Here is a 12,570-nt window from a genome sequence, read left to right as displayed (position 1 = left end):
ACAAGCAAGCAGTGCTCTCTCTCGCACGCCGCCGGGCCAACGTTCTCTGGGCCATGCTCCGCGACGGAGCGTGCTACCAACCCGCACCATCAGTCACGCTGGCGGCTTGACATCTCTATTGGGAAGTTCTTTAACCCTTTCGGCGTTCAGGGACTGATCTGGATTCAGAGCTTCAGTGGCCCGAGGGTGCCGTCTCGGAATGTGAAGACGGTGGGCTCGGTGTCGAACTCCTCCCGGAAGTACCCGCTGTAGCCAGGTTCTTCGACGTGGGGTGCGAGCAGGTCCAGGACGGTGTAGAGGTCACCCATCATGTCGTCGAGCCAGAGGTTTCGGCTGAACAGTCCCCATGCATGGAGCTCACCACCGGGCGTGAAGCCTCGGGACTGGCGTCGTAGGGACACGAAATCGCCTCCTGGCAGGCGACTGTCCGGATCCTGGGAGAGCAGTGGATACGAGTGCTCCTCCGCGTCGAGCTCTGCTGGACGCTCGGGGACCAGGCCGAGGTGCCATCGCAGGGCCGCCAGGACCGTGTCGGGCGTGTCGTCCCGGAGGAAGCACGTGAAGACGACTTCGTAGTGGAGGCTCACGGGAGTGCATTCTGCCCGGCGCCACTGACAGACCCAGATCACGGCCTCACGGCCGGGCTTGATCACGTTCGATCAGGGTGCCCGGGCGTCTGACGGTCTTGCCCACGTCATAGCGGGTGGCGGGATGCTTGTTCTTCGGGCAGAGCGGGCGACTGGTGCCTGGCCGCGATGGTTTCGGCGCATGGGCCGGGCAGTGCAGGGTCGGGCGGAGGTTCCCGAACCCCGGCGGACCCGGGCGGGTGTGAGCCGGCCGGGCTCGGCCGGCTTCTCCCAGGGGCGGCGGAGGCCAGCGGTCGGCGGCCGGGCGAGGCGGAGTCGGGTGTGGGCCGCGATGACCAGCCAGGTCCACCGGTCCGCTGCCTCCGGGGTGCGGAGCTTCGGGCGGGTCCAGCCCGGCGTCTGCTTGATCATCCGGACGGTGTGCTCCGGGTCGAATCCGCGCAGGAACGCCTGCCGGCGCAGGTCGACGGCCTCGTCCGCCAGGCCGGTCGCCGACGACCACAGCCAGACGGGGAGCGGGGCGTGACCGCCGGGCAGGTGGTCGACCTCCAGGCGGATCAACGTCCCTTCGATGACGGGGAGTTCGCCGGTGTGGTCGATCCACGCGGAGCGGGTGGTCAGCCGAGGACGGAAGCGGTCCCAGGCCATCGCACGAGCGGTGCCGTAACGGTCGGTGACCTGCATGGTCTCGGCATCAGGCTCACCCCAGGTGTCGGGCTCGGCAAAGCGGAACTCCTTGCCGTGCTTCGGTGGGCGCCTGCCCTTCAGCGGCGAGATCCAGGAGGGCCGGGACGGGCTTGCGCGTCACTCGGTCCGTGCGCATCCACCCCAACACCTCCACCGGCAGTCCTTCCAGCAGATGGGCCATGCGCGGTGCGTCGTAGCCGGCGTCGAATACGACCAGGATGCCGCGGCCACGCGCCTGCTGACGGCGCATGTCGATGAGGTCCTCAACCACCGGGCGGACCTGGGTAGCGGTGGCCTCGGCGACTTCGTCCGCCGGCCCCAGCCACAGCGCGTCCAGGAGCCCCACGAGGTCCGGCCCGGCTCCAGCGCGGCGACGAACGAGTAGGGGCGGCCGGGCACGAACTGGTCCGAGGACCGGCCGCTGCGCCCGTAGACGTGGCAGAACAAGCGGTCCCGGCCAGTCGGTGCGTACGGCCGGAGTCAGTGGGTGACGTCCACCGCCAGGACCAGGCGCCGTCGGCGGCCTCGGGCTGCGGCAGCCCGACCAGCACCCGCCGTGGCCGCGGCACATCCACGTCCCCGCTGTTCAGCGCGTCGTACATCGCACCGTGCCCGCGCTGGTGTTCGGCCGTCAGCGTGAGGTCCACCGGCGTGGTCACCGGGGCGTCCGCGCACAGCAACGCGTCGGTCAGCTCGAACAGCGTGTCCCCGCGCACAGGCAGGCGAAGAAGTCGTCCCGTCTGCGCTGCGACGCCCGGCACGCATGTTCGTTGCGCTGTCGACACGCCCACCCTCTGGGCGGACGGCGGGGGCCCGACGAGAGGCCGAAGGACCCCGCCGAACCCTTCGACCAAATAGCTCGCTCCTGGGGTGCGGTGCTCCTGCGGCGGGCGGTGGCACCTCGTGGCGTCAGTGGCTGGGCACGGAGCCGACCAGGCCGCCGTCGATCACCAGGTCCTGACCGGTGATGTAGGAGGCGTCGTCGGAGGCGAGGAAGGCCACGGCGGCGGCGACCTCATCGGCGTGACCGACGGTGCCGAGCGGCACCTGCGCGGCGTTGCGCGCGTCGGCCTCGGGGTCGACGTTGGTGCCGCGGTACATCTCGGTGTCGATGTAGCCGGGGCTGACGGAGTTGACGCGGATGCCGCGCGGGGCCAGGTCGGAGCCGAGGGTTCGGGCCAGATTGTGGACAGCAGCCTTGGTCGCCGAGTAAACGGAAGCGACCGGCAGTCCGCGATACAGCGTCCAGGAGGCGTTCAGGACGATCGCGCCGCCCTCTTTCAACAGCGGCAGGGCCTTTTGGACGGTGAAGAACACGCCTTTGAAGTTCACGTCGGTCAAGTGGTCGAAGTCGGCTTCCGTGACGTCGGCGCTGGGCTTGAAGACGCCCGTACCGGCATTGGCAAAGACGGCGTCCAGACTGCCGCGCCAGGTCTCGATGCGGCGCATCAGGACCTCCAGGTCGGTCAGGTTCGAGGCGTCCGCACGCACAGTCAGCAGGCGGTCCCCTGCGTCAAGGGCGGCGGCCGCCTTGGCCAGCCGGGACTCATCGCGTCCGGTGATGGCGACGTAGGCTCCCTCGTCGAGCAGGCGTCGGGCGGTGGCCAGGCCCATGCCGGAGGTGCCGCCGGTGATCAGGACTGTTCGGTTGCTGAGTCGCTTCATGCGGATGATCCTCCGCCGGGCAGCCGAGGATCAGCAGTGCGGGACGAACATGGGTCTGCCACCACCACCTTCACGGTCAGCGGTCGACGGAGCATCGCCGCACCGGTGCGTCTCGGGCATCGTCCGGTCAGCTGCGCCCAGGGGCGGGCGGTCAGTCGAGCTGCGGGACAGCGGCCCCCAACAGGGCGGTCAGCCGTTCCTGCGACTGCGTGCCCGTCGCCGGGGTGTGCAGCATCAGGCGGTGGCCGGGGAGTTCGGGCAGGGTCAAGGCGGTGTAGTCGAAGACGAGCTCGCCGGCCTTCGGGTGGGCGACGGCCTTGCTGCCGGACGTGGCATCGCAGATGCGGTGCTCGGCCCAGATCTCGGCGAACTCCGGGCTGGCGGCACACATGTCCGCCGCGAGCCGGCCGAACTCGACATCGTCCGGGTAGCGTGCGGCGTCCGCCCGGAACTGGCCGACGATCACCTGCGCGGCGTCCCGCCAGTGCACCAGCGAGGACCGATAGAGGGCGCCGGTGAAGAAGGTCACCAGGCAGTTGCGGTCGTGCTCGTGGTAGCCGAAGGCCAGCTCCGCCGCGCGGTTGACGGCCACCAGATTCCAGTGCCGGTCGATCAGATAGGCGGGGTGGGGCAGCCAGGAGTCGATCACCCGGCGCAGCTCGTCCGGCACCCGACGGCCGGAGTTCGCGGGCGCCTGCGGAGGGTTCAACCCGGCCAGAAGATAGAGGTGTTCACGCTCGGCACCGTTCATCCGCAGCACCCGGGCGATCGCATCCAGCACGTCCGCGGAAACGTTGATCTCCCGGCCCTGCTCCAGCCACGTGTACCAGGACACCCCCACACCGGCGAGCACCGCGACCTCCTCGCGACGCAGCCCGGGCGTGCGCCGCCCGCGCACGTCACCGACCGCCATGCCGGCATCGGCCGGGGTTACCCGAGCCCGCCGCGACCGCAGAAACTCCCGCATCTCGGCGCTCCGTCGGGCCCGCGCCGCGGCGGACAGCTTGGCGATCTCCATGGAGCCAGGGTAGGTCCCGCCCCGACGAGCAGATCATCGGCCGGCCCGGATGCGACCTGCTTCGCCACAGCAGCGCACCGCACGGGCCGACCGACGGACGTCGGACTCAGCTGGGCTGCTCCAGAACCTCTCCCCAGTGGGCACAGTTCGCGAGCACCTGGGGAATCACGTGACCAAGTCGGTGGGGAATCACCTGACCGTCCACACGAATCCCGCGGCAGGGCAGCACTGCCCGCGAATGCGGGCCGGTCCGCCGCCCGTCAGGGCGGCAGGCCGTTGAGACAGGCGGTGGCAGGCGTCAGCCGGCCTTGGCGGGCTCCTCAACTCGGGCCCGAGTGCTGGCGAGGCGGTAAGGGTCAGTGCCGGTCTCGATGGTGGTGCCGTTGAAGGTCAGCCGGTCGACGATGGCCGCGCAGAGGCGGGGGTCGGTGGACGTCTTGGTCCAGTCGCTGAACGACTTGACTTCGGCATCAGGTGGCGGGCCAGGCCTGCCGACTTCCTGCCGTGGGACCGGATATACGCGTTCTTCCGCCGTCGGCGCGACCACATGCTGGTCCAGGAGTTCCACGATCGGCTGCGATCGAGGATCCGCGAGAGAGAGGGGCGGGACACGGATCCGACAGCCGACGTGATCGACTCGCAGTCAGTCAAGGCGGACGCAGTCGTCGGCTCCGACAGCAGTGGCTTCGACGGCGGCAAGCTGATCAATGGGCGCATGCGGCACGTCGTGGTCGACACGCGCGGTCTGCCGCTGGGGGTGATGGTCACTGCCGCGGACGCCGGTGACCCTGCCGCCGCCCAGGTCCTGCTTGAGCAGGTGGCCGACGCGCACCACCGGCTGGCCCTTGTCTGGGCTGATGGCACCCGCCGCCTGGTGCGCGACTTCGAGCGCCGCACCACCAGTGCCGAGGCGATGGTCTACTGGTCGATGACCTGCTCATGACCCGCCGTCCGGCCCGGCCATGATGAGGCTCGTTGAATACGGCCACCCTTGAACGGGAGTTACCCAACGTGCTCGATGGATCTCCCCAGCCGTGCCTGACCTGACCGGGCGTCACAGGGACGGCCGCCCGATGGACAGCCCGCTCCGGGGGCGAGCGGAGTGTTCATGGTGGCCGAGGGCCAGCGGGTGGTGTCGTCAGCGAGGGGTGAGGACGCAGAACTCGTTGCCCTCCGGGTCGGCCAGAACCGTCCAGGAGATGGCGGAATGGTCGATAACCAGGTCGGTGGCTCCCAGGGCGCGCAATCGGGCTGCCTCCGATGCCAGGTCGTCACCGGGGTAGGGGCAGACGTCGAGGTGGACGCGGTTCCACACGCTCTTGGTGTCGGGGCTGCGGAGGAATTCCAGGTAGGGGCCGACGCCTTTGGCGGAGCGCATGGTCGCGTGGTCGTCGGTGACCTCGTGCAGCGTCCAGTCCATCGCCTCGCCCCAGAACCGGGCCATCTCTCGTGGGTCGGTGCAGCCGACCACCACCGCGGCGATCGGCCCGGTGTTCCGGTAGATCGGGCGGGGCTCCAGGACGCAGAACTCGTTGCCCTCCGGGTCGGCCATGACCGTCCAGGGGACGTTGCCCTGACCCATGTCGGCGAGCGTCGCGCCGAGATCCTTCAGGCGTGCGACCAACTCCGCCTGATGGGCGGTCGAGGTGGTGGCCAGATCAAGGTGCACCCGGTTCTTGACCGTTTTGGGTTCCGGGCGGGCGACGATGTCGATGCAGACGGCCGCAGGGTCGGGGTAGGCGAACCCCACGGGTTCGAGGTTGGTCACGCCGGGGCCCTCGCTGTCGACACCCCAGCCGAGTGCCTCCGCCCAGAACCGGCCGAGCACGGAGTCGTCCTGGGCCTTCATATTGATCTGCACAAGTCGTGTTGCCACGCAGCAGATCTTAGAAGCTGCCGCTGGCCTGCTGGCCGCCGGGATCAGAAATGTGCTCGACCCGGTACCGACCGTGGTCGCCCTCGTAGAGACTGTGCAAGTCCTCGCTGGCGAAGGCGAGGTTCGACCGCGCTGCCTGCATTCGACCGGCCAGTGGCACGGAGCCCGAACTCCGGCGGGGCGCTCACGTCACTGGCCGAGCGGATGCTGCTCAAGCCCCGCGCCCCTGACCGGTCAGCTCGGCCCGCACAGTCCACGGGTGGGCGGTCCCGGCGACGACGTGCGCGACGCTCGCTTAAGCTCCCCAGTCTGCTGAACGCCGGACCAACCGGACCAAGTGGGGCGACGAGTAGCCTTGGCTAATTTCCGAGATCCTCATCAGCCACATCCTGTGCGAGCGTGAACCGGCCCGGCTGCTGCTCGGCCAGCCAGCCAGCCCCGCGCGACCAGGCATTTCGCCTACGACCGCAGTGCCTCCACCCGCGTCGGCACCACGTCCATGCCGAACACGGCGGCCATCTCCTGGCAGGTCAGCGGCCCTTGACCGAGCCGGATCCGGTCCGCGAGTGCCTGCAGGATGCGCTGGTAGTCCACCAACAGCACCGGACCAGGCCAGCCCCTCACACCACACCGGCACCTGCGACCTCGGCGTCGCCGAATCCCGGGGCGCCGACGGCACGCCCGCGTCCCGCGGATCCGGGGTGGTCTCCGTGTCGGCGGTGTCGCCGTCGTCCGGAGCCAGCGCTGTGCCGACCCGCCTGCGGGCGATCGCCAATCGCCTGCCGCCCCGCTCGGCCCTGTACATCACCTCCGACCACGGCATGGTCGACATCGCCCCCCAGGACCGGATCGATTTCGACCACGAATGGGACCTGCAAGCAGGAGTCGCACCGCTCGGAGGCGAAGCACGCGCCCGCCACGTATACACCGAACCGGGCGCCTCCACCGATGTCCTCGCCACCTGGCGGGAGACACTGGGCGACCACATGTGGATCGCTTCGGGAGAAGAAGCCATCAAAGCAGGCTGGTTCGGCCCAGTGGTCGAAGACCGCGTCCTTCACCGCATCGGCGACGTGACAGCAGTGGCCCACGTCGACACCGCGGTGATCGCCACCCGTACCGAGCCCGGAGCAAGCACCGAGCCCTGCCGCAGCACCTCCCACATCGTCTGGGGTCATGCCTCCCTGCCCGTCCCGCTCTCCGCACGCGGATCGCGGGTCAGCTATCCTCCGCGCATGCGTGGACAGTTCACCGGCTGGCCGGAACAGGCCATGGACGTGTTGTGGCAGCTTCAGGGCGAACCGACCCGCGCGACCCGCGAGCGCTACCGCGCGGATCGCGAACGCCTGGTCCGGCAGCCGATGATCGCCCTGCTGAACGAGGTCGCGGACGCCGACCCCCGGTACGAGGACTTCTCCGTCTGGCACTACCGCACCAACTCCTGGTGGTGGCAGCACCAGGGCGCGGTGATCCGACTCGGCCGCAAGATCGAGATCGGCCTCCGGTTCTCCCTGGACGGCCTGCGGATCCAGGGCGCCTGGTGGTACCCCGATCCCGGCCAGGTGGACATGTTCCGCAAAGCCGTGGCCTCCGAGGGGAGCGGCCGTGAACTGTGCGCCATCGTCGAGGACGTGCGGAAGATGGGCTACGACATCTCCGGGGACGTGATGAAACGCCTGCCGCGCGGCTATCCGACGGACCACCCCCGTACGAACCTGCTGCGCCACCGTTCGCTGATCGCCGCCCGTCCCCTCGGCTGCGTGGAGTGGCTGCACACCCCCGAGGCAGTCGACCGGGTCCTCTCGGCCGCCGCTGACCTGGACGCCCTGCTGATGTGGCTGGTCCGCCACGTGAAGAGCGCCGAATGACATCACCTCGGCCACTGACGGCTGCGAGGCGGGCAGCGATGGTCGGCCCAGTGACTCTCCACCTCGGAGTTGGGCGTGTGCTGAGCGGCTCGATGCCGCCCGGACGGTCGACGCCCTTCATACCCGGACCGGTGTGCGCTTGGTTCTGGACGGCCCCTGCACAGGCGGGCAAGTAGGTGCAGCCTATGTGTGCTGGCCAGACGGTCACCGCTTCGTCCCACCACATAACCAGGCGACGGTCATGCAGGCAGGACCACTCACCGATACCGAAGCGCTACGTCTCGACGCTGTCCTCAAAACGCTGCCCGAGGACATCCTGCGGCCCGCATGGGCTCACATGAGCCTTCGCACGGTCGATTGGAGATCGCTGTGACGGCGAGAGGAAGCACCCATCCAAGCCGTGAGACAGCGGGAACCTGCTCAGCGCCTCGTCTCGTACCTGGTCAGGACCACGCCGCCGGGAATCGTCCGCGTCTCCACCAGGTTCAGGTTCACCCAGCTGTCCAGCGCGGTGAAGAACGGCGTGCCGCTGCCGACCAGGACCGGATGGGCGGCGATCGCGTACTCGTCGATCAGCCCGGCACGCATGGCCGCCCCGGCGAGCGTTGCGCCGCCGATGTTCATCGGGCCGCCGTCCTCGGCCTTGAGCCGGGTGATCTCGGCGATCGCGTCGCCGGTGACCAGGCGGGTGTTCCAGCCGACCTTGTCGATCGTCGAGGAGAACACCACCTTCGGCGTGTCCCGCCAGTTCCGCGCGAACTCGATCTCCGCCGGGGTGGCGTCGGGCTGCTGGTCACCGGTCGGCCAGTAGGAGCTCATCGTCTCCCACAGCTTGCGCCCGTACAGCGACAGGCCACTCGCCTGCTCGTGGTCGAGCCACCACTGGAACAGCTCGTCGCTCGGCGGTCCGCTCCAGCCGATGTCGTCGCCGGCCGCGGCGATGTAGCCGTCCAGAGTCAGGTTCATGCCGTAGATCAGTTTCCTCATGGCCCAGCCTTCCGTCCGTGGGTGTCCGACGTGTGGACCAGCGCGGCGCGGGAAACTCATCGGTGCGCGATCCGGGCTCGCCGGTAGTCCTCGTGCTCGGGGCTCAGCGTGGTGTACTCGACCGACACGAGCAAGCCGTCTGATCTCGACCTCGCCGTCGCCCGCGCCCTCGCGAGGAGATGCCACGGATCTGAGACTGATCACGGGACGGGTGACAGGGCCGTGAGACAGCCAGGAACGCCCAGGTCAGGCAAGATCGACATGTCACGAGTGGCGAGACCTCACAGGCCGGGGGAGCGGACCGGGGCGCCGGGAAAGAAGAGGCTGCCCCGGTTCAAGACAAAGCAGGGCGCGGCCGACAGCACTGTTCTCGACCTCGCCGAACCCGGCACGGACGGCACCCGTATCGTCCTGGGCGAGCACGACGACAGCGCGGAGAGCCAGCGGTGGCGGTTCGTTCCCGCCGAGCCCGAGCGTGCCGGTGAACCCATGCTGGGCTGGGCACCGCTGAGCCACTGGAACGGCCGCCAGTCCTGGCGGCCGACCCCCGACGCGGCCCCCTCCGCGAGAGTGCCCTCGCGGATGTCGACCTTGATCTTGTCGCCCGCACTGACGGACAGCGGAACCAGGATCTCGTAGGCAGCCTCCCCTTGCCGGCGCCGTGCTCACCGAAGAGCAGAGCATGTCAACGAACCTCGCCCCGCCTCCCGGCAACGTCATCCCGCTTCGCCCACCCACCACCTGACAGCTGCACCCATTCGGGGACGCACCGGCCTTCTGTATGTCGGGGTGGCCTCGTCCCACTCGTGGCGGTGAGGGTCCCTGAGCCATGACCGACTTCCGGGAATCCGCAGGTCGGACTCCTCGGAACGCCGTACGAGCCGGAGCTTCGCCGCAGGAAAGGGGCGAGCTGGAAGGGCGGTTGCCAGCCACCCCAGTGCGTCTGGTGGCCGGGCGGGGGCCAGGATTCCGTTTCGCCTGCACGGGGCCACAGTCGGCCCACCCATTCACACTCCGGGATCGGGCCTTCCCAGTCGTCGGTGCACCGATCGGCCCAGCTCCGGCCCACCATGACCGGCCGGGTCATCATGTCGTCGGCGACCTCCTGCACCCGCACCACCAGGCCAAGCCCGTTTACTCCGGGGTTCGCACGTGGACCATAGGACACATCGAGCACCCCACATCCGTCAGCGTGCAGGAGGAACTGCTCCAGATCGGCTGGAACGCAGGCAGCCAACTCCCTTCCCCGGAGCGTCACCTGCGGTCCGTGAACCGCATCGACCGCAACGCAGAACAACCGGCCGTCGACGAAGTAGGAGTACGCGGCAGGCTCTTCACGCCCCGTGCCGAACTCCACGCCGAGGGTCTCCGGAAACGAGGGGTCCGTCTGAAACCGACGCAGCTCGGTCATGCCCGGCAGCACCGCGGCGACCTCGGTAATACGCATGCCGAAACACAGTGGGCCGACGCTTTCCAGGGGCGTCAGCTCCCAGTCCCATTACGCCGGCCCTTTCACGGCACCCCGACGTTCTGCTGCCGCCATCTCTCCACCCGTCCCCGCCCACACACCGAGCTGCGCCGATCACCGGCGCTCACCATCACCCCGGCATTACACCAAGCTCAAGATCCTTCACGGAACCCCAGGCAGAGCTTCTTTCAGAGAGCCCCAACGGGGCCCGAGCAGCATCTGCAGGACTGGACAGAAGAACTTGACAGGGAAGATCCCTTCCGCTGTCGTACGGGTCCGCAGCTTCAGCCTTCTCTGCATCAACTCGAATGGCGCTGAGCGTCTGCGCGGGACGTCAGGCCGGGGTGCGCAGCCCGGCCAGGAGCCGGTCGAGCGCCTGTTCCGCGGCATGGGGGTCCCCGCCCCGCGCGATCCAGAGCGCGGCCTCGTTCATCGCCCCGGAGAGCAGCCGGGCCAGGGGCTCCACCGGCTGATCGGCGATGATCCCGGCCGCGGTGAGCGCTGTCAGGGCGTCCGCGAGGTGTCGGGCGGAGGACTCCTCGTCCAGGGCCCGCCATTCGTCCCAGCCCAGCACGGTCGGCGCGTCGACCAGCAGGATCTGCCGCACCGCCGGGTCGGTCCCCGCGGTCAGGAAGGCCCGGGAGCCGTGCCGGAGTTGCTCCCAGAGGTCCTCGTACCGCTCGGCTGTCGTCGCAACCCGTTCGCCGAGTTCCTGTTGGACCTCGGCGACGACGGCCCGGAAGAGCCCCGCCTTGCTGTCGAAGTGGTGGTAGGCGGCCCCCTTGGTGACCCCGGCAGCCCGCGCCACCTCGGCCAGCGCCACGTGGTGGTACCCGTCGGCGGCGAACCGGCGCCGTCCTTCGGCCAGCAGAGCCTGCCGTGTGGCGGCCCGCTGCTCCGCCCGGTTGACCGCCATCGCGCGCACCGCCCTTTCTATTTCGCGTACCGAGGGTATGCTAACGCCACGGTTCACATACCCGGGGTATGTGAAATGGATCCGAAGGGCCTCTGCCATGACGAACGAACTCACAACCATGCCCACGACCGAACTCGGCGGCTTCTACCCGGTGCTCGCCACCCGGGACGTTGCGGCCTCCCGCGACTTCTACACCCGCCACCTCGGGTTCGAAGTGACCTTCGAGGCGCACTGGTACGTCAGTCTGCGCCGATCCGACGCCCCGCAGTACGAGCTGGCCCTCCTGGACCACGCCCACCCGACCCTTCCCGAAGGCCACCGGGTCGCGCTCCGGGGCGGCTTGCTGCTGAACTTCGAGGTGGACGACGTGGACGCCGAGCACCAGCGACTCGTGGTTGAGGCCGGCCTTTCCGAGGTACTGCCACTGCGCACGGAGAAGTTCGGCCAGCGCCACTTCATCGTCGCCGCCCCCGACGGCGTGCTGATCGACGTCATCACCGTTGTCCCGCCCAGCGAGGAATACGCCGCTCAGTACACCGACTCCTGATTCCCCGCGTCGACCTGATCCACCAGATGGTGCAGTCGGACCACCCGCGCTCTCCGCGCCGGTATCACGAGTCCGGATCCTTGATCCTCCCTGTCGACTTCAGCTTCTGGCCCGCACGGGAACGGGCAGCAGGCGCGGAATCGTTCAGCACCCGCACCCACCCTGTCCCGCCGCCTTCGGCGCGCAGGGCAGGAACCAGAGCGGCGGCGCCGGCCGTACCACCAGGTGCCGGCGGCGAGCACGGCCGGCACGGCGGCGTCGGCGGGCAGCCCGCCCACCACTGCCCCGGCGCCCGCGCCGACGACCCCCGCACCGATCAGGACCGGCAGGGCGCAGCACGCCACGCAGGCCAGAGCGGCCAGGCCGCCCAGGGCCTTCGGGGCACGGTGGGGGAGGGGGCAGCAGCAGGGTCCGGTATGGCGGTTCTCCTCGGCGAGGTCGGTGAAGGGGATGGGGCAGCAGGAACTTCCGGCGCAGAGGGTCAGGTCGTCGCACCCGGCTTCGACGGCTGCGGCGAGCGCGGTGCGGATGGTGGTGAGGTCGGCGATCTACGCACCCATGCCAGATCGCTCATCGCGCTCACTCCCGTCATCACGTCCCCGGCCGGGACACCTGCGACGGTAGACCCGTACTCAGGTACCGGTTGCAAGCGCTCGGTGCCTCCTACTGAGTCTGGAGATGCTCGGCGATCCAGCCGGGAAGCGGCGGCCACCGGAACGTCGTGGACGATGGAGTACGGCGGACCGCCCACGATCGAGCGGGGCCCGACGAGGTAGCCGCCGCTGCGGCGGCCGGGCCCGAGGCGTCGATCCCGGGCCCGAGGCGTCGATCCCAAGCCCGAGCGGGGACGTCCCGCCGGAGATGTTCCCGATCGTGCGGCCGCCTGCACCCGGAGGTACGGATGCAGGCGGGTGCTCGGTGTCATCACGGTGAAGGCCAGTCCTGCAGGCC

Annotated in this window: 10 protein-coding genes and 4 pseudogenes; 5 read left to right on the top strand and 9 right to left on the bottom strand. The window is 69.3% G+C overall.

What is annotated here, in order from left to right:
- Window positions 1–164 precede the first annotated feature (164 nt).
- The 5 genes and pseudogenes from ACFYY1_RS35875 to ACFYY1_RS35855 all read right to left on the bottom strand — a co-directional run.
- A complete protein-coding gene (locus ACFYY1_RS35875; protein ID WP_388593128.1) occupies window positions 165–587 on the bottom strand; it encodes a hypothetical protein in 423 nt (140 codons plus the stop codon).
- Window positions 588–633: 46 nt separating this feature from the next.
- A pseudogene (locus ACFYY1_RS35870) lies at window positions 634–1,996 on the bottom strand (NF041680 family putative transposase); the annotation flags it as partial.
- Between the two features lie 187 nt (window positions 1,997–2,183).
- Window positions 2,184–2,939: an SDR family NAD(P)-dependent oxidoreductase gene (locus ACFYY1_RS35865; protein ID WP_388593126.1), complete on the bottom strand. Its 756-nt coding sequence runs from the start codon at window positions 2,937–2,939 to the stop codon at window positions 2,184–2,186.
- A 151-nt stretch (window positions 2,940–3,090) separates the two neighbouring features.
- Window positions 3,091–3,957, bottom strand: coding sequence for a helix-turn-helix transcriptional regulator (locus ACFYY1_RS35860; protein ID WP_388593125.1), 867 nt, complete (start codon window positions 3,955–3,957; stop codon window positions 3,091–3,093).
- 298 nt (window positions 3,958–4,255) lie between these two features.
- Window positions 4,256–4,426, bottom strand: a pseudogene (locus ACFYY1_RS35855) (ATP-binding protein); the annotation flags it as partial.
- A 159-nt stretch (window positions 4,427–4,585) separates the two neighbouring features.
- Here ACFYY1_RS35855 and ACFYY1_RS35850 point away from each other — a divergent pair.
- The gene (locus ACFYY1_RS35850; protein ID WP_388593122.1) at window positions 4,586–4,900 is read left to right on the top strand and encodes a transposase; all 315 of its coding nucleotides are present in this window, start codon (window positions 4,586–4,588) and stop codon (window positions 4,898–4,900) included.
- Between the two features lie 195 nt (window positions 4,901–5,095).
- Here the strand turns inward: ACFYY1_RS35850 and ACFYY1_RS35845 are convergent, their stop codons facing one another.
- Together ACFYY1_RS35845 and ACFYY1_RS35840 are read right to left on the bottom strand one after the other, a co-directional pair.
- Window positions 5,096–5,833: a VOC family protein gene (locus ACFYY1_RS35845; protein WP_388593120.1), complete on the bottom strand. Its 738-nt coding sequence runs from the start codon at window positions 5,831–5,833 to the stop codon at window positions 5,096–5,098.
- Window positions 5,834–6,192: 359 nt separating this feature from the next.
- Window positions 6,193–6,665: pseudogene (locus ACFYY1_RS35840) on the bottom strand (hypothetical protein).
- Between ACFYY1_RS35840 and ACFYY1_RS35835 the strand changes: the two are divergent.
- Window positions 6,601–6,969: pseudogene (locus tag ACFYY1_RS35835) on the top strand (alkaline phosphatase family protein); the annotation flags it as partial. The pseudogenes ACFYY1_RS35840 and ACFYY1_RS35835 overlap by 65 nt on opposite strands.
- A 99-nt stretch (window positions 6,970–7,068) precedes the next feature.
- A complete protein-coding gene (locus ACFYY1_RS35830; RefSeq protein WP_388593196.1) occupies window positions 7,069–7,701 on the top strand; it encodes a DUF2461 family protein in 633 nt (210 codons plus the stop codon).
- A 420-nt stretch (window positions 7,702–8,121) separates the two neighbouring features.
- Here the strand turns inward: ACFYY1_RS35830 and ACFYY1_RS35825 are convergent, their stop codons facing one another.
- A complete protein-coding gene (locus ACFYY1_RS35825) occupies window positions 8,122–8,688 on the bottom strand; it encodes a dihydrofolate reductase family protein (protein ID WP_388593118.1) in 567 nt (188 codons plus the stop codon).
- A gap of 270 nt (window positions 8,689–8,958) precedes the next feature.
- Here ACFYY1_RS35825 and ACFYY1_RS35820 point away from each other — a divergent pair, with 270 nt between their 5' ends.
- Window positions 8,959–9,327, top strand: coding sequence for a hypothetical protein (locus ACFYY1_RS35820; RefSeq protein WP_388593116.1), 369 nt, complete (start codon window positions 8,959–8,961; stop codon window positions 9,325–9,327).
- Window positions 9,328–10,490: 1,163 nt separating this feature from the next.
- Here the strand turns inward: ACFYY1_RS35820 and ACFYY1_RS35815 are convergent.
- Window positions 10,491–11,072 (bottom strand): TetR/AcrR family transcriptional regulator, encoded by a 582-nt coding sequence (locus ACFYY1_RS35815; RefSeq protein WP_388593114.1) that lies wholly within the window; start codon window positions 11,070–11,072, stop codon window positions 10,491–10,493.
- Between the two features lie 97 nt (window positions 11,073–11,169).
- On the opposite strand from ACFYY1_RS35815, the gene ACFYY1_RS35810 reads away from it, so the two are divergent.
- Window positions 11,170–11,619, top strand: a complete 450-nt coding sequence (locus ACFYY1_RS35810; RefSeq protein WP_388593112.1) for a VOC family protein — start codon at window positions 11,170–11,172, stop codon at window positions 11,617–11,619.
- The last annotated feature ends 951 nt before the right edge of the window (window positions 11,620–12,570 follow it).

This window comes from Streptomyces sp. NPDC001890, from assembly GCF_042891445.1.
GTDB lineage: Bacteria > Actinomycetota > Actinomycetes > Streptomycetales > Streptomycetaceae > Streptomyces.
Note: the sequence above shows the minus strand (reverse complement) of the source record. Positions and strands in the feature narration are given on the sequence as shown.